The organism is Treponema saccharophilum DSM 2985, assembly GCF_000255555.1.
Taxonomy (GTDB): Bacteria; Spirochaetota; Spirochaetia; order Treponematales; family Treponemataceae; genus Treponema_D; species Treponema_D saccharophilum.
The window spans coordinates 26,994-47,772 of sequence record NZ_AGRW01000038.1; the positions used below are offsets into that span (position 1 = coordinate 26,994).

Sequence of the window (20,779 nt, forward strand, 5' to 3'; positions counted from 1 at the left end):
GCTGGATTTTTGTTTTCCGGCAGAGGCGGTTCCGCCGTTTTGCCGAAGATTTTAAAATCGATTTATCAAACCTGTTCGGAAACTTCACTTTCAGAACAATTCCATTATACCATAGAAATTTGGCGCGGGATTTTTAGAATAAAAGGAAATTTACGCCGAGTTTTGCGGAAAAAACGCGCATCGATTCCCCTGAGTCCTGCCACAAATCGATGTAGCCGTCCTGCCGGCACCCGTATGCGTAATCGGCTTCCGTCCGCCCGTGCGAAATCCACAAGCTCGACAGCAGCGACGCGTCGAACGAAACGGAAAACGACTGTGTCGCGCGGAAATCCGCCCCGAGCGAGAAAAGCGCGTGCGAGAAATACGACGTCTGCTTCTGCCGGTAGTGTTTTCCGTATATCGTTCCCGTGGAGGAATCCTTGGCGTAGTGCGTGTCGAGCGTGCTGAAAAAGGCGAGCGGCGAGAGCGATGCCGAATACCGAAGCGATATCCGTTCCGAAATGTCCGCCGAAAACGCGATTCCCGCAAAAAAAATCTCCGCGTCCCGCCGAAAATCGATTCCCGCGAGCCGCCTCGTGACGTACCGTCCTTTTTCGTCGCTCCAATATGTGTTGGGGTAGTGGTTCTCCTCGTCGGCGTCGTACCACCAGCCGCCGCTCATGTTGTACCAGCCTTCCGTCGTCTTGCCGTCGCGGGAAAATTCGTCGCGCATGAAGATGAACGACGCTTTCGGAATAATCCGCACGGAAGGGGAAAGCTCAAAAGCGAGCGAAAGTTCCGCGCGCGCGTCGATGTTCGTCTCGTTCGTGATTGTTCCGACGGAATAGCGCGTCTTTATCGATTTGTCGCTGTCGTTCATCCAGTCGGAATCCTGCATCTCGCCGCGCCCGTCCATTCCCGCCGACAGCGCGAACGACGTCTTGAGCGAAATCATCCCGTACGAAAGCCCGATTTCCGCGCCGAACATCGAGACGTTCCTGTCCCATTCGAGCAGGCTGTTGAGCGTCTCGCTTTTGTTCGATTCGTACAGGTATTCCCCGAGAACGCCCGACGACAATTCCGCGGTCGGCGTGACGGAAAGATGGAGGCCGCCGAGCCCTTTTCCGTCAAGAAAAAACTGCGCCGCCGCCGGAACAATCGAGAATGCTGCAAGGATTGCAAAAAGTGCTGCTTTTTTCGTCTGCATTTTTCTTGTGGATTCTATCTGAACACTGTTTTAGATGAAACAGCATGATTGTGGGACAGCTTGATTTTGCACGAGAGGGCGATGTCCAGAAAATGCGATGAGGCTCCCCCTTCAGAGGTCGAATCGAGTTTGTATTCTGACGAAGAAACGCTTTTGTTGTAAGAGTCTCCGCGAAGGACGCGCATGAAGAAGAATTCCGCGCCGAGCAGGACGGAGAACCTGCCGGAGAGTATGTATTCTGCGGAAAGCCTCCAGTCGAACGCGCCGAAGCATCCCGGTGTTTTGTCCCCGAACATCAAGCTTCTTTGGTGGTGCGTGTCGATTGATTCCGCGTAAAGGTACGGCGAGAAGCTGAATCCCGCGCGCGCGATGAATTTTTTCGACAGTTTCGCGGCAAAATCGAAGCCGAGCCACGCGATGTAGCTTTTCCGCTTGTAGGAAATCACGCTCATGCCGGAAAAATCGATTGTAGTACTGTTCTCGCTGTCGTTGTACGGGGCCTGGTATGTGCCGATGTAATTTCCGTACCATGCCGTCCCGTTTTTCGCGTCGAACGCAATCGCGCTGAACGTGAATCCCGCGAACGGTTTTATCGAAAGCGAGGCGAAATCGTTTTCGAAAAGCCAAAAAGTGCAGCCGATTTTCGCGCCGGCGGAATATTCGCTGGAAAGAAAATTGTCGCTTTCAGAATAATTCGTCTTGTACTGGTAGTCCTCCGCGTTGGCTAGCGCTGCGTTCATCCAGTCGGAGTCTGCCATCAGCCCTTTTTTCGAAAAAAGCATTCCCGAGACCGAAAACTCTGAGAAGAATTTTCCCCATTCGAAGCCGGTCCTTATTCCGCCGTAGAATTCGTTATTGATTTTCCAGTTCAGCTCGCTGAACTTGTCGCTGTCGTAGGCGCATTTTTTGAGGAACACGTACTCGTCGACCTGCCCGTTCCTGATTCCGAGAATCGGTTCCGCAAAAAAAACGAAATCCCCGCTTTTTGCCGGAAAAGCGGGGAGAATGAAAAGCAAAAGCGGAATAAAAAAACGGAAAAAACTGCGTGCCTGGTTCATTTTTCATAGATTCTAGCACGCAAAATCCGCAAAAAAACAAGGAAAGTCTTATTTTTCGCTTTCTTGTTCGTCCTCGGAAAGCGGGTCGACGCCGAACACGTTCAAAAGCTGCTTTCTCGTCGCTTCCATGTCTTTTGGGTATGGCGCCGTGAATTCCATCCGTTTTCCCGTTATCGGATGCGTTATCGAAAGTTTGTAGGCGTGCAGCGCGAGTCGTGAAAGAAGCGGGCGCTCCTTCGTCTCGTCGCCGTTCCATCGCTTTTTGATTTCGCTGAGGATGACGGGATGCTGGTTTCCGGAATAGAGCGGATCGCAGACAATCGCGAAGCCGAGCGAGTTGAGATGGACGCGAATCTGGTGCGTCCGTCCTGTTTTCGGTTTCGCCTCAATCCACGTGTACGGACCTGCTTTCCCGAGGTTCCTGAAGAACGTGACCGCGCTTTTTCCCTGTTTTGATAGGACTGTTCTGTGCTTTGCGTCACCGTCGGCAAGAAGGCGGGCCTCAACCGTCTGCGTCTGCCATGTCGGATACCCGTGGACGAGACAGTGGTACGTCTTCTCGACTTCCCTGTTCTCGAACTGCATCGAAAGCGCGCGATGGCTTTCCGCGTCACGCGCATAAATCACGCATCCTGAAGTGTCCTTGTCGATTCTGTGAACCGCGAAAAGCTTTCCGAATTCCTTTTCCGCCTCGCTGTCCAACCGGGGCGCATCCACATCGTACCTGTCCGCCGCAATAAGCAGCCCCGAGCGTTTGTTGAGCACGACAATATTCTCGTCGCTGTAAATGACCGTATAGTCTGGATTAATCTTCATACGCAAAGTATACAAAGAAAACCCCACTTCAAAAAGTACACCCCAAAGCCCCCGCTTCGCACTCCGCTCGCTCCGAAAAGACAACAATAAACGCGCGTTTACCAATGCGAGCGGCAAAAAAAACGAAAGCAGAAAAACAACGCGCCTCCGTTCCAAAAAGGGCGCAACGCTGTTGCGCATCCGCTCGCTACGAAAGACAACAATAAACGCGCGTTTAACCAATGCGAGCGGCAAAAAAACCGAAAGCAGAAAAACAACGCGCCCCGTTCCAAAAAGGGCGCAACGCTGTTGCGCACCCCGCTTGCTCCGGAAGACAACGACAAACGCGCGTTTACCAATGCGAGCGTCCAAAAAACGAAAGCAGAAAAACAACGCGCCCCCATTCCCAAAAGGGCGCAACGCTGTTGCGCACCCGCTCGCTACGAAGGACAAAGACAAACGCGCGTTTACCAATGCGAGCGGCAAAAAAAACGAAAGCAGAAAAACAACGCGCCCCCATTCCAAAAAGGGCGCAACGCTGTTGCGCATCCGCTCGCTACGAAAGACAACAATAAACGCGCGTTACCAATGTGAGCGTCCAAAAAGCGAATGTAGAAAAACAACGCGCCCCCGTTCCCAAAAGGGCGCAACGCTGTTGCGCATCCGCTCGCTACGAAAAGACAACAATAAACGCGCGTTAACAATGCGAGCGGCTTTATGACAAAATTGAAAAAAATGTCATAATGGATTACTATTCAAGAACAAACAGAATGCTTTTTTAGGAGAAATATATGGCTACAATCAAACCGATGGTTCGCGCGAACATCTGCATCAACTCGCATCCTATTGGCTGCGCAAAGGAAACGCTCAGGCAGATTGAGTATGTGAAATCGAAGAAAGGCGGAAGGAACATTACCCGCGCGCCGAAGAACGTCCTCGTGCTCGGATGCTCGACCGGATACGGGCTTGCGTCCAGGATTGCGGCTGCTTTTGAGTACGGCGCGGACACTGTCGGCGTTTCTTTCGAGAAAGAGGCTACGGAGAAGAAGGGCGGAACGCCCGGATGGTACAACAACAAGCAGTTCGACAAATCCGCCGCCGCTGCGGGTCTCAAGTCCGTTACGCTCAACATGGATGCGTTCAGCGACGAATGCCGCGCTGAGGTCGTGAAAATCGCCAAGGAAAACGGGATGAAATTCGACCTCGTCGTCTATTCTCTTGCCTCCCCCGTCCGCACCGACCCCGACACGAAAGTCACCTACCGTTCGGTCATAAAGGCAATCGGCAAGGAATACAAGGGAGCCGCGCTCGACATGATGACTGGCGCGCTCAGCGAGATGGTCGCCCCGATTGCGGAGGGAAGCGATATTCTCAACACGATAAAGGTCATGGGCGGCGAGGATTGGGAGCGCTGGATTGACCAGCTTTCCGAGGCTGACGTTCTTGCGGATGGATGCATGACCGTCGCCTATTCCTACATCGGGCCGGCGCTCAGCCACGCGATTTACCGCGACGGAACAATCGGAACGGCAAAGAAGGATTTGGAGGCTCACGCGCGCACAATCAGCAGGAAGCTTGCGGAAAAATACAAAGGCGCAGGATATGTTTCCGAGAACAAAGGTCTTATCACGCGCTCTTCTTCGGTCATCCCGATTATCGCGCTCTACCTCGGCTGCCTTTTCAAGGTTCAGAAGGCGGAGGGCAGGCACGAGGGCTGCATCGAGCAGATGGAGCGCCTTTTTGCCGAGCGCCTTTACACCGCCGACGGAGTTGTCCCGACTGACGACGAGGGAAGAATCCGCATCGACGACTGGGAGCTCCTTCCCGAAACGCAGGCGAAAATCGACGAGATTATGCCGAAAATCACCGCCGACAACGTGAAGACGCTCATCGATTTTGAGGGCGTCCGCCACGACTTCCTGAACATAAACGGATTCGACGTCGATGGCGTCGATTACGAGAAGGATGTCGCCGACATGTCGTCGATCGAGTTCTGATAATTCCCGGTTTTGCCGAAAAAAACGCCCCGCACGCCGAGCGGTTTTCCGTCCTGCGTGCGGGGCATTTTTTTCGTTTCCGAGCTATTGCGCGATTCCGCGGAAATCGTCGAGTTTGCGGAATCCCTTCCGCTTCATGTACGATTCGATTCCGGAGATGATTTCAATCATGGCGCGCGGGTTCGCGAACGTTGCCGTTCCGACCTGGACGGCGCTCGCACCCGCCATGATGAATTCGACCGCATCGCGCCACGTCGCGATTCCGCCGATTCCTACGACGGGAATGCGCTCCGCTTCGGGGAGTTTGTTCATCGCGGCGACGACATCGAAAACCATCCTGAGCGCAAGCGGGCGGATTGCCGGTCCGCAGAGTCCGGCTTTCACGTTGTCGAAAACTGGTCTTCCCGTCTCAACGTCAATCGACATCGCCTGGAACGTGTTGACGAGGCTTATCGCATCGGCGCCCGCCTCGCGCACCGCCATCGCGATTCCGACCAAATCGGGCGCGTTCGGCGAGAGCTTCACCATAAGAGGCTTTTTTGTCGCCTCGCGCACCGCTTTCGTCACCGTCGACGCCGCAACGCAGTCCATTCCGAACGCCATTCCGCCTGCCTTTACGTTCGGGCAGGAAATGTTCAGCTCAATCATCGGGATGTCCGTCTTGTCGAGAAGGCGCGCGCCCTCGACGTATCCGTCGATTGACGAGCCGGACAGGTTCGCTATCGGCGTCGTCTTGAATTTTTTCATCACGGGAAGCTCATGCTCGATGAAATGCGCGATTCCCGGGTTCTCAAGCCCGATTGAATTGATGAGCCCGGACGGTGTTTCGACGAGGCGGACGCCGGTGTTTCCGGCTTTCGGCTCGAGCGTCAGGCCTTTTGAGCAGATGCCGCCGAGAAGATTTACGTCGAAAACGGACGAATATTCCGAGCCGTAGCCGAACGTTCCGCTCGCCGCGATGACGGGATTCTTGAAGCGGACGCCATTTATCTCAACGGAAAGGTCGGGCTTTTCCGATTCGGGAAGCCGGTAGTCGCGTATCGGCTTTATTTTGGGCGGAGTAAAATCGAGAATCGCCCCGTTGAATACCGGACCGTCCTTGCAGCACCGCTTGTTCCCTTCCGTCGTCCTGATTGTGCAGCCGAGGCACGCCCCGACGCCGCACGCCATCCTGTTCTCCATCGAAAGCCACGACTTCACGCCCGCCTCGGCGCATATTTTCTGGATGTAGGCGAGCATCGGCATCGGGCCGCACGCGTAGACTTCCGAATACGCGCTGATTTTCTGCGCGTCGAGCGCTTCCGTAATCATTCCGCGGATTCCGACCGAGCCGTCGTCCGTCGTTATGACGAGCTTGTCCGCCTTCACGTTTTCAAGCCCGTATGAGCCTGATTTGAACGCCGCGAAGAAATCGTATGATTTTTCCGGAAGGTTCTGCGCGAATCCCGCGACCGGCGCGACTCCGATTCCGCCTCCGACAATCGCGATTTTCTTTTTTCCGTCCGGATTCGGGAACGTGTTTCCGAGCGGACCGAGGATTTCGATTTCGTCCCCGCAGGAAACGTCCGAAAGTTCCGCCGTTCCCTGTCCCTTCACGAGAATCAGGAATTCGACCCGCACGGTTCCGTCGGCGTTTTCTGCTGACGAGTAGACCGAAATCGGACGCGCGAGCAGCACGCCGGATTTCTTCGCCTTGATAAGGTAGAACTGCCCGGCTTTCGGCGCTTTTCCTTCCGCCGTCACGGCAAGATGCACGACGCTTTTTTCCGGGAACGCGCCCTCGACGTATTTGATGAGCGAGACGCTTCCCGTCGCGAATGACGGGAACGGGATTCCTTCGCAGCTGACTGTTTCTGACATCGCCATTCTCCTTACAGCCCCAGCTCTTTTTTCGCGTTGAGGAGGTCAGCCTTCGATGCGAGCGCGGCTTTTGCCGCAGAGTCGGCGATTTCCTTCAGGCAGAGGTTTCCGCTTTCCACTTTGTCGGCAAGGTCGGGGTCTTTTTTCCACGCGCAGAGAATTCCGCGGCTTGAATTCACTGTTCCGCCCGCCTTTCCGAGAAGCGTCGCCGCAATCCGAGCCGCTCCTCCTTGCGCGCCGTACCCCGGAATGAGGAAGAACTGCTCCGGGTACGCCTCGCGCAGAAGCTTCGCGTCGCTTTCCTCCGTGCATCCGACGACAGCGCCGACCGGCGAGCATCCCTGGTTCGGGTAAAATTCCGCAAATTCCTTCGCGATTCTCGAAAGCTCCGCGCCCGTTTTGTCCAAAACGCGCCCGCCTTCCTTGAGTTCCTGCTGCTCGATGTCCACCATTCCGGGGTTTGACGTTCTCAGAAGGACGAAAATTCCCTTTCCGGCTTTGCTTCCGTCCGTCGGCTTGCAGTATTCGGTGAACGGCTTGAGCGTGTCGAATCCCATGTACGGGTTTATCGTGATGATGTCCGTCTCGAATTCCCCGGCGAAATGCGCCCGCGCGTATGCTTTTGCGGTATCGGCGATGTCGCCGCGCTTTATGTCGGAAATCGCGATAAGCCCAGCCTGCTTCACGGCCTTAATCGTCTCGATGTACGCCTTGAGCCCCTCGATTCCCATCGCCTCGTAGTACGCAATCTGAATCTTGAAGCAGCACGCCGATTTGTCCGCCGCGACCCGCCTGATGATTTCCTTGTTGTAGTCGAGAACTGCCTCCGCGGGATTTCCGCCAAGCACTTTGAGAAGCGGAGCCGGAATGTATGACGGGTCGGTGTCGAGTCCCACGCAAAGCGGTCCGTTCGCCGCCGCGAGTTCCTGAAGAATTTCCATCGAATGTTTCATTTTTTTCTCCTTTGGTTTTGTTGGCTATATGAGAGTGCGCTCCGAGAACGCGATTCTTGAAGAATTTTTCTAGCGGAAATTTCCGCCGCGTATTTTTGCGCAGATTTTGTCCGCGACTTTCTCGCCGTCCATCGCCGACGAGCCGATTCCGCCTGAATATCCCGAGCCTTCCCCGGCAGGGTAGAGGTTCCTGATTCCGACGCATTCGAGCGATTCCTTGTCGCGGAGAATCCGCACGGGCGTGCTCGTCCTCGTCTCCGAAGCGATGATGATGGCGTTGTCCGTCACGAACCCGCGCATCGATTTGTCGAATTCGCGGAACGCCTTTTTGAGCCGGCCGCCTATTTCCTCGGGAAGCCATTCGTCAAGGCGGCTCGTCACGACGCCAGGCTTGTAGCTCGTCTCCGGAAGCGAATCGGATTCCCGCCCCGAAAGAAAATCGGTGAGGCGCTGCGCCGGAGCCTTTTGCCCGTCCGCGTGCCTGAACGTCTCTTCCTCAAGCCATGTCCGCCAGTAAAGCCCCGCAAGCGCGCGGCATCCGTCTTTTTCCGCCATCTTCGCGAACTCCTCGGGAATGTCCTCCGGCCTGCGCTCCACGACAATCGCGGCGTTGCTCCATTCGCTGTTTCTTCCCGACGACGACATTCCGTTTATGACGATTTGGTTCTCCGTCGTCGCGCACGGAACGACGTATCCGCCCGGGCACATGCAGAAGCTGTACACGCCGCGCCCGTCAATCTGCGACGTCAGCCGGTATTCGGCCGCGCTCGGCATCGCCTTCCCGTGGAACTGTATCGAGTCGATGAGCGTGCGGGGATGCTCGACGCGGACGCCGACCGCGAACGTTTTCTGCTCGAGCGACTGCGGCGAGACTTTCGCCATCATCTTGTAGACGTCCGTCGCCGAATGCCCCGTCGCGAGAATCACCGCGCATCCAGAAATTTCCGCCTCCGCGCCCGTTTTTAGGTTTTTCGTCCTGATTCCCGTCGCCGCGCCGTTCTCCACCGTTATCGACGTGCAGAGCGTGTCGAAATGGAATTCTCCGCCGAGGGAGATGATTTTTTTCCGCATCGCGCTGATGATTCCCGGAAGCTTGTCCGTCCCGATATGCGGGTGCGCGTCCGTCAAGATTTTCTCGTCCGCGCCGAATTCGACGAAAATCCGGTAGATTTTTCCGATGTCGCCGCGTTTGTTCGACCGCGTGTAGAGTTTTCCGTCGGAGAACGTTCCGGCACCGCCCTCGCCGAAGCAGTAATTCGACTCCGCGTTGAGCTTTCCGGCCGCGCGCAGCTCCTCGATGTGGCGTGTGCGCTCCTCTGTGTCGGCGCCGCGCTCGATTATCACGGGTTTTATCCCTTCCTCAAGAAGCCTGAACGCCGCATACAGACCCGCCGGCCCCGAGCCGACGATGACGACCTGGCTCTTCCCGTCGGCAGCGCGCCATTCCGGAACGTTCTCGCCGTCTCCATTCGGTTTTTCGCCGATGTAGATTTTGTAGCGCAGGATGAGCCGTACGGTTCCGTGCCTTGCGTCTATCGATTTTTTTATGAACACGGCAATTGCGTCGTCCGCGCCGATATTCCCCGAATGATTTTCGAAGTACATTTCCCGCACGCCGCGTTTCGTCAAACCCTTGTCGCGCAGCATCCGGAGTATTTTCTCTTTCAGAACGCCGAAATTCCTCTCGTCGTCCGGATTAACAGTGATGGAAAGTTCCGTTGTCATGTGTGAGAGTATAAATTTTCCGCGCCAAAAAAAACAGTTCCCCCACCGCCCGCTCCTTGAAAAATTCCCGCCCGAACCAGCACGCGCACGCTCGACAAAGTAAAAGGCTCTGTCCGGATTTTCGGTGGACACATGATTTTTAGTGTCATGCTGAACGGATTTCGAAGAAATCTTGACCCGGAATCTTTTTTAAAGGTTGTCACACGGATTCGAGATTCCTAACGGAATCTCTTTTGAATGAAAACGCGGGTTAAACAATGCGTGCCCAAAAAAATATAATTTCCCGTAACGGAATCAAAACCCGCGGACAGAACAAACCACGCGCCATATTCCGCCAAGGCGCACTCCCGCTTCGCCGGAATCTGCCTGCGCACGCTCCGAGCAATAAAGACAAACGCGCGTTAAACAATGCGTGCCCAAAAAAATAGAACTTCACCGTGAATATATCCAAACCCGCGGATTGAAAAACCTCACGCGTAATCCCACCAAGGCGCACTCCCTGCATTCGCAGGAAGCTGCGTGCGCACGCTCCATGCAATAAAGATAAACGCGCGTAAAACAATGCGTGCCCCCCAAAATAGAACTTCCCCGTGACGCCATCCAAAACCGCGGATTGAAAAACCACACGCGTAATCCCATCAAGGCGCACTCCCGCTTCGCGGGAGCTGCGTGCGCACGCTCCATGCAATAAAGATAAACGCGCGTAAAACAATGCGTGCGCCCTATACCTTGAACATGTCTATCTGCTTTCCGATTTGGCTTATCGAGTTTTGCATCGTGCCGGAAATTTCGGTCAGTGTGGAGCCGTTTTTGTCGATTTGCCTGACGCTTCCGCCCATCGTCTCCATGCTCCGGCGGATGAGCGTCGTCGCGTCCTGCAGCCGGTGGATTTCCGCGAGAATCGACTGGTTTCCCTCCGACATCTCCTTCGACGACGTTTTGACATCGCGCGAGCTTTCGTTCACGACGAGGAGGGCGTTCGTCACGAGCTTGCTTCCGCGCGCGCTTTCCTCCATCGCGGCCTTGATGTGCCGCACCAGCTCGTCTGTTTTCTGGATGTTCTCGCTTACCGAGCTGAACGCCTCCTTTGCCTCGCCGCTCGACTGGACTACGCGCTCTATCGACTGCTGGATTTTTTTCAGCTCCGCGCCGATTGATTTCGACTGATGCGCCGATGTTTCCGAAAGCGTCCTGATTTCGTCGGCGACAACCGAGAAACCCGCGCCCGCGAATCCCGCGTGTGCCGCCTCGATTGCCGCGTTCATCGCGAGAAGGTTCGTCTCCGAGGCGATTTTCGAGATTGTCTTGTTCGCGGTGAAAAGCATCTGGCTCTGCTCGTCGATTTTCGCAATCTGCTCGTTCACCGCGTTCTGTTTTTCGATTCCGTTTTTGGTGAACCGCTCGAGGTTTTCGAACGCCTCCGCCATTTTTTCCATGCTGCTTGAGACGGTGTCGATGTTCTGGAGCATTTGCCCGATTGCGCTGCTCGCTTCCCCGACGGCGCCGACCTGCGACTCGATGAGCCTGTTCAGGTTCTCGATGTTCTTCGCAATCTGCGTGACCGCGCTCGCCGTTCCGTCAACGCTTTCGCCCTGCGACTCGATTTGCGTCACGACGGTGTCGATGTTCTGCGAAATTTCCGAGATTGAGCCGGACGTCTCGTCCGTCGTCTGCTGGAGGCTTTTGTCAATCGTGCGCAGGATATCCTTCGATTCCTTGATTTCGCTGATTATCGTGCGGAGGTTCTCCACGAAAAGGTTGAATCCCTCGACGACGGCGCCGACCTCGTCCTTCGATTTTATCTTGAGCTTTTTCGTCAAATCGGCGTCCCCAGTCGCGATTTCGGAAATCGAGTCCTTGAGTACCGTGAGCGGCTTGAGGAGAATGTTCAGGTCGATGTTGATGAGGATGATGAGGAGAAGCGCGATGACGGCGCTGCATCCGGCGATGTTTAAACCGTTCTTCCGCGCCGATTCGAGCACCTCGTCTTCAGGAATCGCGAGTACGAGCGACCATTTCGTCCCATCAATCGGGCAGTAGAAAATGTAGCTCGTCGTTCCGCCGCTCGTTATCAGCCCCGTGCCGCTTTTTCCCTGCACCATCTGGGAAATGTGCTGCTTTATCCCGGACAGCCCGAGCGATTTTTCGTCTGTCGTCATCGGGTTCGCCATGATTTTTGACGGGTCGGGGTGCGCGATAATCTCGCCGTTCGCGCCGATTATGAACGGGAACCCGTTGTCGCCGAGCTTTATCTTCTGAATTTCCTTCTGGATTATTTTGAGCGGAATCGCGCCTGCGAACACGCCGAACATCGTGCCGTTCTTGTCGACCGCGGGAACCGCCGTGTAGAAGAACCAGTCGCCCGTCGCTGCCTGGACGGGGCTTGAAAGAAATTCGCCGAGACCCTTGTTGCTTATCGCCGAGAAGAATTCCATTCCCATGACGTTGAATTCCTGCCCGTTCGTCGTGACGAAATTCCCGCCCATGTCCGCGATTCCGACAAAATCGAAATCCTCGCCGATAAGCCGGTGGTTGTCCTCCATGAATTCCCGCGTGTCGTCGATGTTTCCCTCAAGAAAGACGGAATTTTTCGTGAAGACACGCAAATCCTTGAAGTAGCTCGACAGCCAGTACGTCATCGACGACGAATTTCCCTCCGCGGTCGCAATCGTAAGCTCTGTGTATGATTTGATGCTGTCGCGTTTTATCGATTTGGAGAGAATCAGCACGAGCGCCGTGAAGAATATCACGAGCAGCCCGAACACGGCGCACAGAAGCTTGAACGACATCCTGTTCGTTAGGCTCTCGCGCTTTTTCCGCTGCCCCGTCTTTCCATTTTCTTTTTTGAGCGATTTTTCCGGCGCCCCGATTTTTTTCAAGCGCAATGCCATAAATGACCTCCTTCGTCATGCTGTATTCTCTCCTTGTTGTCCTGGCATCTCCACGAATCGCAGCATTGGATTTTGCCGTACAAAAAATATTATGTATGAAAATGCTGATTTTAGCAAAATATCGCTATAAAACAGTCTTGCCTGCGTCGTGTTGTCGAGAAAAAAACGCGGAATTGTTATAATCGGCGTCGCGTGCCGCTCTTTTCGGGCCGCGCAGAAAACTACAGTGGAGATTCATGTTATGGAAATGAAATCGCTTACGAAACTTTTGACGGAGAACGAGTATCCCGGTCGCGGGATTGTCGTTGGGAAGACTGAGGACGGAAAGAACGCCGTCGTCGCCTACTGGACGATGGGGCGCAGTGCAGGAAGCCGGAACCGCGTTTTCGTCACGGAAACGGAGAACGGTTCCGAGGTCGTCCGGACAAAAGCGTTCGACGAGAAGCTCGTCGCCGGCGATCCCTCGCTGATTATCTACGCGGCAGTCCGCCAGTTCGGGAACAGGACAATCGTCACGAACGGCGACCAGACGGACACGATTTTCGACGGCCTCCGCAACGGAATGACGTTCGAGCAGAGCCTCAGAAGCCGCAAATACGAGCACGACGCCCCGAACTACACGCCGAGAATCTCCTCCCTCCTCACTGTTGACGGCGGGAAGTTCGATTACGCGCTCTCCATCCTCAAAAGCGACGGCGGAAACCCGGACAACACAATCCGCATCACGTTCTCGTACGACAACCCGCAGAACGGGAAAGGCCATTTCATCCACACGTATCAGGGTGACGGAAACCCGCTTCCGTCGTTCGAGGGCGAGCCTGAGCCTGTCGAAATAAAGGGTACGATTGACGAATTCGCCGGGAACATCTGGAATTCGCTCAACGGCGACAACAAGGTCTCGCTTTTCGTCCGCTTCATCGACATAAAGAGCGGCGAGTACAAGGAAATCATCTTCAACAAGAACAGGTAAGCCCGAGGAACATCATTCCGGCGCGCGGCTCGTGAAATGCGGTCGCGCGCCGGATTTTTTTTGCGGATTTGCCCGCGCGGGAAATTTTTGTATCATGGCGGGATGAGAAAATGCGGTTGCGGGCGTTTTTCCGCCCTGTTCTTGTTTTTGGCGCTCCTTTGCGGATGCGCTTCGGCTCCGTCGGATGACCTTCTTTATTACAAATCGGTTTCCGCGGAATGGTACGCGCCGGATAGGGAGCTTCCTTCATCGGAGCCGCGCGACAACGTGAACGGCGACGACCCTGACGACGTATACGTCAAATCCCTTTCGCAGACGTTCCTCAAAGGATACCGTTTCGTCCTCAAGAACGGAAAAATATGGTGCGCGAAGGAAGGAAAGGACGGATGGGAGCTATTCTTGGGGACTGGGCTTCCGTTTGCGAGGAAGAAGGGCGCGTTCGATTCCCCGTCTTCGATAAGCGAGATTTTCGCGGACGGAGACTGCCTTTTCGCGTTCGACGACCGCGGGCGCATGTATTACGTCTACACGCAGAAGCTTCCCGACGAGAAAATATGGGACTGGCGGAATGTTTTCGGCTGGCCCGACAAGCGCGTCCTCCGTCAGAACGGGCTCGTCAGGAACAAGCGCGGCTGGGCGATGGGCGTCCGCCGCAAGGACATCCTCTGGTACGAGGACAGGTTCGCCAACCAGCACCATTACGGGACGATGGGGCTGGCGACGCTCTATTTTCTTTCCGAGGACGGGCAGACGATTTTCTTCACCGATTCGGGGATGCCCGTAGATTTCAGCAACAGGATTCAGGGGCCGGAGCACGGCTCGTTCGTGGCTCGCAGCATCGGCTGCTCCGGCTCAACGATTTTTCTGATTGCCGACGACGGGACGATGTACACGCGCCTCATCGATTTCGACACGATGGGATGCGACCCGATGTTCTTCAAGTACACGTACCGGAAGCTTCCCCAAAAATGGACGGGAAAGGACTATCTTTCGAACTATTCCCCGTGGGCTCTTCCCGCCGAGGACTGGAAGAGGGAGCCTGCAATCCCGCTGTTCGGCAAGGCGCGCCTCTCCCGCTTCATCTCGATACACCAGAACGGGCAGGGGAATTTCGCGCGTGAGCTCCGTGTCGCGGGAATCGACCCGTACGGAAACGAAGGATACTACTTCAAGCAGATTTCCTCCGACGAGTGGCAGTTCCGCCGCGCGCCTCTCTCGATTCGCGAGGGCGATTTCCTTTCCGGGAAAACGGAGCGCGGAATGCCGACGGAATTCGATTTTTCCGGTATTTTCTTCGACGGCGGAAAAACGGACGAGACCGTCTCCTGCTCGGTAAGCGGGTTCGACATCGCCTCGGAAGGAGAGAGCACTCTCACGTTCACGATGGAGCGCGACGGATGGAAGGAAACGGCGTCGTTCACGGTTTACACGGTCGAGATGTGGACGTACATGGTGCGCTACAACCCCGGTTTTGACGGAACGCCCAAGCAGTTTTTCTGCACCGTCGTCTCGCCGCCCGAGACGCTCGAAACGGAGCACGAGGAATTCGGGAATTTCCTCAAGGGGCTTTTCGGCTCGATAGACAGAAAAGTGTTCGCGCTGTCGTGCGAGGCTTCGTCGGAATACGCCTACATCGCGGGAAAAAGAGCCGACGGCAGCGAATGGTACGCCGTCATGGGCGCGGGCGGGAACGTAATCCATCCGAGCGAATTCGCCGTGCAGTCCATCGCGGGATTCTACCGTGACGAAGGAATCCTCCTCGACCCCGCGAAGGAATTCTCCGCGGCAGACATCCCTGAAATCGAGCGGAAAATCGACTCGAACAAAAAATTCATCTCGTACATGAAGGGCGAGCTTGAGTCATACGAAATCCGCAAGGAAAGCACGAACCGGTTCTACCGGACGTACAGCGTCGTCGATTTCATCACGACGATAACGCTTCTGAACAAAATCGACTTCCCGAAAATCAAGACGATGACGAGCTTCGGCGACAGGCTCGTGGGGACGAACGCGGAGAATTTCCGAAACATGTACGAATACCGCTCGGCGAACTACCCGAGCCTCATAGAGCTGACCGAGCGCAGGGTTGAAAACTACGAGGCTGTTCTGAATGCCCTGCGTGGCGGTGCGAAATCGGCAAAATGCGGCGCGTTCCTGATGGACTCGTTCCCGCAGTATTTTTCCGCCGCGGGAATCCCGTCGTTCCTGGACGGAATTTCGCCTTCCGTTTCCCAGACCGCCGTGCTGAAAATACTCGGGGACGAGCCGTTCCTTTCGGCGTTCATGCTGGAATCATGTTCGGGCGGGAATGAGCGCGCCGTCGTTTCCGTGTCAGGCTCCTCATACGCAATCAGGAGCGCGCTTTCCGCATCGACTTCGCTCGGCGTTCCTCTTTCGGACTATCTTTCGGAGCATCCGATTGAGCTCGACGCGCATTTCCTTGCCGTGGAGGGCGGCGGATTCCTTCGGAAAACGTTCGGCGTAAAGTCGCTCCAGCAGAAAAAGGGGAAATTTGTTTGGGACGGAACGGCGCTCCGCATAACGGCGGAGAATTCCGTTTTTCCGGACAACGTTATTTTCGAGTCGGCACGTTGTCCCGATTCCGCAAAAAAGGTACGCTCTCAAAAATGAACGAATCAAAACAAGAAAAGAAAAGAATCATCTGCACGACGGTCCTTGTCGAAACGTCCCCGCAGGCAATGCCGCTCGGGGCTGCGTGCATAGCGTCCGCGCTCAAGGCAGAGCCGTCCCTTGCGGATTTTTCCGTCGAGCTTATCGATTTTTCGCGCGAGGATGGCGAATTCGTCTCCGCGCTCGATTCCGGCGGGGAAAAGGGTGCGGCGGCGATGATTGCTGAAAAGCTTGCCGCGCGCGCTCCTTCTGCCGTCTGCTTTTCTGTCTACGTCTGGAACCATTCGATTCTCGATTGCGTCGCGTCCGAGCTCAAGCGCCTCGTCCCGTCCGTCTTCTGCATCGCGGGCGGCCCCGAGGTTACCGCTTCCCCGCGCGCTTTCCGCTCGTTCGATTTTACTGTCGCGGGACCCGGCGAGGTTGCCGTCCCCGAACTGTGCGCGGCGCTTTTTTCCGGGGCGTCTTCCGTCCCGCTCCCGTGCGACGTCGCGATTCCCGGCGTCCTGTTCCGTGGCGGGGAGAATCCTTCCTCCGATGCGCCCGTTGTCCGCGCGACTCCGTGCCGTCCTGAAGCGACACCGTCGCCGTATCTCGACGGAACGCTCGACCCTGCCCGGTACGGGGGCGCGTTGTGGGAGCTTGCGCGCGGGTGCCCGTTCAAATGCTCGTACTGTTATGAGAGCAAGGGCGAGAAGAAAATATCGTACTTCCCGATGGAGCGCCTTGAGAAGGAAATCGAGCTTTTCGCGAGAAAGAAAATCGCGCAGGTTTTTGTCCTCGACCCGACTTACAACGCGAGCAAGGAGCGCGCCCTGCGTATGCTCCGCATAATAGAGAAGAAGGCGCCGGGAATGTTCTTCTATTTCGAGGCGCGCGCCGAATTCATCGACCGTGAGCTTGCCAGGGCGTTCGCGCGCATTCCGTGCTGCATCCAGTTCGGGCTTCAGAGCGCGAATCCTGCCGTCCTAAAAAACGTGCATCGGACGCTCGACAAAAAGCTCTTCGCGCGAAACATTTCGTTTTTGAACGACGAGGGCGTGACGTTCGGGTTCGACCTGATTTACGGGCTTCCGGGCGACACAATCGGCGGGTTCCTCAATTCGATTGATTTCGCGCTGTCGCTTTACCCGAACAACCTCGAGCTGTTCTGCCTTTCCGTCCTTCCCGGGACGAACCTGTTCGACGACGCGCCCGGATTCGGGATGGAATGGGACAAAAATCCGCCTTACCACGTGACGCGGACGCCGACGTTTTCCGAATCCGACATCGCGGCAGCTTCGAGGATTTCTCGCGCGACGAATATTTTCTACACGCAGGGGCGCGCCGTTCCGTGGTTCAATTCCGTCCTACGCGCGCTCCGCGAAAAGCCTAGCGCTTTCCTTTCCGCCTTCGCCGATTTTCTCGACGCGCGCGAGTCCGGAAATGGCGGCGATGTGCAGTATTCGTCCGAAGAAATCGAATCGATGCAGAAGGAATTCGTCCTCGCGCGTCTCCGCTCCTCTCGTCTTGAACGGCTGTGCCCCGTCGCCTCCGACCTCATCTCGATGCACGGCGCGCTCGGGCGCTGCACTGCCGACGGAACGGAATCGACGTTCGCGACGAATTACCATCCCGACGACGTGATGAGCGAATACGGAACCGACCTTGCTTTTTTTGCGAAGAACGCGGGAAGGCAGCGCTGCCGCGTGCGCGTGTTTTCCTCCCAGAACGGCGCCGACTGGAAGACGGTGTGATTTCCGTTTTTTATCGTTTTTGTGAAAAGTATCGTTATTTTTGGATTTTATTGAAAAATAACGATACATTTTTGAAATCTTCCGATGAAACGGCTTGATTTTGTTTTCGCAAAACCGTATACTTTCAATATAATCTAAACAAAAGACGAAAAAAGTCCTCAAAAAATACATCAAGTACTAATCATTACCAAGTTTTCTTAAAAATCGAATCAGAAAAATAAAAAGTCCTCATTTTTTTTCACAGGAAGGAATCCTTATGAGGAACTTTGCACGCGCGTTCGCGCTTCTCGCGTCATCATCGCTTCTGCTCGCGTCCTGCTCCGAAATCGACGGGCAGGACGACGGCTTTTCGGTTGTTTCCGCGACGGAAACCTCGTCTGTTTCGTTCAATTCGGCGCATCCTGTTTTTCAGGTTTCTCCGACGACGCGCACAGTCGTCATCGACGGTGTCGAGCAGGGCGCCCGCGTCTTTGTCGCGCGCGTGAACCCGACGTCGTATGCCGTCTCCGCCGACACCGCCCGCTTCGTCGAGTCGTCTTCCGGAATCGCGCGTAAATCTGCGCGCTCCGTTTCCGGCGTTTCTTTCGGCGAGGAGATTTTCGACGACGGAATATACAGCGTCACCGTGGACGCGGAATTCGAGCCGTCGCGCGCCGCTGCCGCGTCTGTTTCCGGGAAGATTTCCGTTTCGGAAGGCGTCTCGCGCGGAATCGTCGTCGACCACGCGATTTCGAACGGCTCCGTCTCCGATTTCTACGCCGAGAATTTCGTCATCTCCGCGGTCGGGGAAAACTGCATCGTCTGGATGAAAAGCACAAGCGGGGCAGTTTACCGCGCGCGCGCAATCGCGGAGAAATTCGATGCGATGTGCGGTTTCATACGGGAATCGTTCGGCGATGAATGCGATGGAATCTTCATGAGCGCGGGCAGCTGCGTTCCTGCCGGCGGGATAAGCGCGACGGGAACGTTCGTCAACATCGTCGTATACGATATCGGCGGGGATTACGTCTCCACCGGCTCCGGCTCGATTGCGGGGTATTTCAGCTCGAAGGATTTTTATGCCGAGGGCATCGCGAAAAACACGAACGCGGGAAAATACATCTACATCGACGAGTATTTCGTGATGAGTCGGTTCGAGCTTGCCGTCTCGACGCTCGCGCACGAATTCCAGCACATGATTCACTTTTACCAGAAAACGGTTTTGCGCGGCGTGAAAAGCGAGTTGTGGTTCAACGAGATGCTTTCGATGCTCTGCGAGGACCTAATACAGGACAAGATGGGAATTTCCGATTCGAACAGCCCGAAAAACAGGCTGCCGCGCTTCATCCGCGATTATTCCGACTGCGGGCTCGAATTCCGCTCCGAATTGACGCTCCTTTCCTATTCCGCCTCGTATGCGTTCGGCGCGTGGCTTGCCCGCGAATTCGGCGGCATCGCGGTTATCGGCGAGATGGCAAAAAACGCCATGACGGGAATGAAATCCGTTACGGCGGCAGTGGGCACTGTTCTCGGGCGGGACGTGAGCGCGGAATGGATTCTCTGCCAGTATGCGCAGGCGTGCGTCTTCAACGGCGAGATGGAGTACGATTATCCGACGTTCAACCAGCACGAGGGCGCTCTTTCCGCAATCGATTTGTGGAAAGTCGGAAGCCGCCCCACCGGCCCGCTGTTCCTCGGCGCGTCCGACCGCCACGAAATCCGCCCGTTCGGAATGACGATTTCCGAAGTCGGCGTCGCGGAAGGCGGTTCCGTCCTCCTGTCGCTCAACAGCGAAGGTTCCTCGGCGCAGGAAGTGTTCGTTTTCGTGAAATAAAATGCGCGTGCGCGGTAACGTTTTCGGGCCGCCGCTGTTCTATTGTTGTTGTTCGGCGCGTGGATGGTTGAAGCTCCTCCTTATAAGCCTTGTGCGCCGTCCTTTTTTATACTCCTTTGGTGGTCGGAATCCGCCGGAACGTCGTTTTGCGGATTCCCCGATTTAAAAAAGCGGAGAAAATGTAAAAAAAGGCTGCCCGGATTACCCCGGGCAGTTTTTTTTGTATCCGCCATCCCCCCTTGGAAGGCGCGCCCCGCGTGCCGCGAACGCTTGCTACAACCAAGCCGAACTCAGAACGCGAAAGTGGTTTGCAACCCCTTTAGGGAAGGCACGCCCCCGCGTGCCGGCGCACGCTTGCTACAACCAAGCCGAACTCAGAACCCGACAGAGGTTTGCAAGCGCGCTTGCTCCCGCCAAGCCGAACTTGGAACGCAAAAAAGGTTTGCAAGCGCGCTAGCCTTCGATTATTTTTCCGTCGGCGATTTTTATGACGTGGTTTGCCATCTCGACGATTTTCTTGTCGTGCGTGGAGAAAACGAACGTCGTCCCGAGTTCCTCGTTCAGCTTTTTCATGAGCGCGAGAATCTGCTCGCCGTTCTTGCTGTCGAGGTTTGCCGTCGGCTCGTCCGCGAGGATGAGTGGGGCTTTCGTGACGAGAGCGCGCGCGATTGCGACTCGTTGCCGCTGTCCGCCGGAAAGTTCGCTCGGCTTGTGCTTCGCGCGGTCGGAAAGCCCGACTTTTTCGAGCAGGAAATCAATCCAGTCCTTCTCCTCGCTTTTCGGGAACGAATTCTTTCCGAGCGTGAGCGGGAATTCGACGTTCTCGCGGACGTTCAGAACGGGAATCAGGTTGAACGACTGGAAAATGAACGCGAGCTGCGTGCGCCTGAGCTCCGTGAGCTTCCTGTCGAGCGCGAGCGGGACTTTTCCCGCCGTGAGGTCGGTGCCGCTGTAGACGTCGATTCCGTTCAGGATTAGGCTTCCCGCGCACGGAAGGTCGGTCAGCCCGATTATGTTCAGCAGTGTCGATTTTCCGGAGCCAGACGGACCTGATATCGCGGCGAATTCTCCTTTTTCTATGGATATGCTCGCGTCGTCAACTGCCCGCACCTGAACTTTGTCCATCGTGTACGTCTTGCTTATTCCTTTCAGTTCGACGAGATTCAT

13 protein-coding genes are annotated in these 20,779 nt (G+C 55.6%); 5 read left to right on the top strand and 8 right to left on the bottom strand.

Annotated elements, in window-relative coordinates:
• Positions 1-133: 133 nt before the first annotated feature.
• The 3 genes from TRESADRAFT_RS03650 to TRESADRAFT_RS03660 are packed head-to-tail and all read right to left on the bottom strand — an operon-like array spanning position 134 to position 3,060.
• Positions 134-1,186 (bottom strand): omptin family outer membrane protease, encoded by a 1,053-nt coding sequence (locus TRESADRAFT_RS03650; protein WP_002702990.1) that lies wholly within the window; start codon positions 1,184-1,186, stop codon positions 134-136.
• A 14-nt stretch (positions 1,187-1,200) separates the two neighbouring features.
• On the bottom strand, positions 1,201-2,244 hold the full coding sequence (locus tag TRESADRAFT_RS03655) for an omptin family outer membrane protease (RefSeq protein WP_002702991.1): 1,044 nt from the start codon (positions 2,242-2,244) through the stop codon (positions 1,201-1,203).
• Between the two features lie 48 nt (positions 2,245-2,292).
• Positions 2,293-3,060, bottom strand: coding sequence for an RluA family pseudouridine synthase (locus tag TRESADRAFT_RS03660; protein ID WP_002702992.1), 768 nt, complete (start codon positions 3,058-3,060; stop codon positions 2,293-2,295).
• Between the two features lie 770 nt (positions 3,061-3,830).
• On the opposite strand from TRESADRAFT_RS03660, the gene fabV reads away from it, so the two are divergent.
• Positions 3,831-5,036 carry an enoyl-ACP reductase FabV gene (gene fabV, locus TRESADRAFT_RS03670; protein ID WP_002702993.1) on the top strand — a complete coding sequence of 402 codons (1,206 nt, stop codon included), beginning with the start codon at positions 3,831-3,833 and terminating at the stop codon, positions 5,034-5,036.
• Positions 5,037-5,120: 84 nt separating this feature from the next.
• On the opposite strand, the gene TRESADRAFT_RS15590 is transcribed toward fabV, so the two are convergent.
• From TRESADRAFT_RS15590 to TRESADRAFT_RS03690, 4 genes are all read right to left on the bottom strand, one after another.
• Positions 5,121-6,896, bottom strand: coding sequence for a dihydroorotate dehydrogenase (locus TRESADRAFT_RS15590; protein ID WP_002702998.1), 1,776 nt, complete (start codon positions 6,894-6,896; stop codon positions 5,121-5,123).
• A gap of 11 nt (positions 6,897-6,907) precedes the next feature.
• The gene (gene pyrF / locus TRESADRAFT_RS03680; RefSeq protein WP_002703001.1) at positions 6,908-7,849 is read right to left on the bottom strand and encodes an orotidine-5'-phosphate decarboxylase; all 942 of its coding nucleotides are present in this window, start codon (positions 7,847-7,849) and stop codon (positions 6,908-6,910) included.
• A gap of 69 nt (positions 7,850-7,918) precedes the next feature.
• Positions 7,919-9,574 (bottom strand): NAD(P)/FAD-dependent oxidoreductase, encoded by a 1,656-nt coding sequence (locus tag TRESADRAFT_RS03685; RefSeq protein WP_002703003.1) that lies wholly within the window; start codon positions 9,572-9,574, stop codon positions 7,919-7,921.
• A gap of 722 nt (positions 9,575-10,296) precedes the next feature.
• Positions 10,297-12,465, bottom strand: coding sequence for a methyl-accepting chemotaxis protein (locus TRESADRAFT_RS03690; RefSeq protein WP_002703005.1), 2,169 nt, complete (start codon positions 12,463-12,465; stop codon positions 10,297-10,299).
• Between the two features lie 241 nt (positions 12,466-12,706).
• On the opposite strand from TRESADRAFT_RS03690, the gene TRESADRAFT_RS03695 reads away from it, so the two are divergent.
• The 4 genes from TRESADRAFT_RS03695 to TRESADRAFT_RS03710 all read left to right on the top strand — a co-directional run bounded on the left by TRESADRAFT_RS03695 (position 12,707) and on the right by TRESADRAFT_RS03710 (position 19,612).
• Complete coding sequence (locus TRESADRAFT_RS03695) at positions 12,707-13,435, top strand: IMP cyclohydrolase (protein ID WP_002703008.1); 729 nt, start codon at positions 12,707-12,709, stop codon at positions 13,433-13,435.
• A gap of 102 nt (positions 13,436-13,537) precedes the next feature.
• Positions 13,538-16,066: a hypothetical protein gene (locus TRESADRAFT_RS03700; protein ID WP_002703010.1), complete on the top strand. Its 2,529-nt coding sequence runs from the start codon at positions 13,538-13,540 to the stop codon at positions 16,064-16,066.
• Positions 16,063-17,799, top strand: coding sequence for a B12-binding domain-containing radical SAM protein (locus TRESADRAFT_RS03705; RefSeq protein ID WP_002703012.1), 1,737 nt, complete (start codon positions 16,063-16,065; stop codon positions 17,797-17,799). Before TRESADRAFT_RS03700 ends, TRESADRAFT_RS03705 begins: the two co-directional genes overlap by 4 nt.
• Before the next feature lie 256 nt (positions 17,800-18,055).
• Entirely contained in the window at positions 18,056-19,612 is a 1,557-nt protein-coding gene (locus TRESADRAFT_RS03710; protein WP_002703014.1) for a M30 family zinc metallopeptidase, read from the top strand.
• 453 nt (positions 19,613-20,065) lie between these two features.
• Here TRESADRAFT_RS03710 and TRESADRAFT_RS03715 read toward each other — a convergent pair whose 3' ends face one another.
• Entirely contained in the window at positions 20,066-20,779 is a 714-nt protein-coding gene (locus TRESADRAFT_RS03715) for an ABC transporter ATP-binding protein (protein ID WP_002703016.1), read from the bottom strand.

Bases quoted from the DNA above. Each gene is read 5' to 3' on its own strand.
- TRESADRAFT_RS03700 (WP_002703010.1), top strand. From the start codon at position 13,538: ATGAGAAAATGCGGTTGCGGGCGTTTTTCCGCCCTGTTCTTGTTTTTG.
- TRESADRAFT_RS03710 (WP_002703014.1), top strand. From the start codon at position 18,056: ATGAGGAACTTTGCACGCGCGTTCGCGCTTCTCGCGTCATCATCGCTT.
- TRESADRAFT_RS03650 (WP_002702990.1), bottom strand. From the start codon at position 1,186: ATGCAGACGAAAAAAGCAGCACTTTTTGCAATCCTTGCAGCATTCTCG.
- TRESADRAFT_RS03695 (WP_002703008.1), top strand. From the start codon at position 12,707: ATGGAAATGAAATCGCTTACGAAACTTTTGACGGAGAACGAGTATCCC.
- TRESADRAFT_RS03715 (WP_002703016.1), bottom strand. From the start codon at position 20,779: ATGAATCTCGTCGAACTGAAAGGAATAAGCAAGACGTACACGATGGAC.
- TRESADRAFT_RS03705 (WP_002703012.1), top strand. From the start codon at position 16,063: ATGAACGAATCAAAACAAGAAAAGAAAAGAATCATCTGCACGACGGTC.
- TRESADRAFT_RS15590 (WP_002702998.1), bottom strand. From the start codon at position 6,896: ATGTCAGAAACAGTCAGCTGCGAAGGAATCCCGTTCCCGTCATTCGCG.
- pyrF (WP_002703001.1), bottom strand. From the start codon at position 7,849: ATGAAACATTCGATGGAAATTCTTCAGGAACTCGCGGCGGCGAACGGA.
- fabV (WP_002702993.1), top strand. From the start codon at position 3,831: ATGGCTACAATCAAACCGATGGTTCGCGCGAACATCTGCATCAACTCG.
- TRESADRAFT_RS03655 (WP_002702991.1), bottom strand. From the start codon at position 2,244: ATGAACCAGGCACGCAGTTTTTTCCGTTTTTTTATTCCGCTTTTGCTT.
- TRESADRAFT_RS03685 (WP_002703003.1), bottom strand. From the start codon at position 9,574: ATGACAACGGAACTTTCCATCACTGTTAATCCGGACGACGAGAGGAAT.
- TRESADRAFT_RS03690 (WP_002703005.1), bottom strand. From the start codon at position 12,465: ATGGCATTGCGCTTGAAAAAAATCGGGGCGCCGGAAAAATCGCTCAAA.
- TRESADRAFT_RS03660 (WP_002702992.1), bottom strand. From the start codon at position 3,060: ATGAAGATTAATCCAGACTATACGGTCATTTACAGCGACGAGAATATT.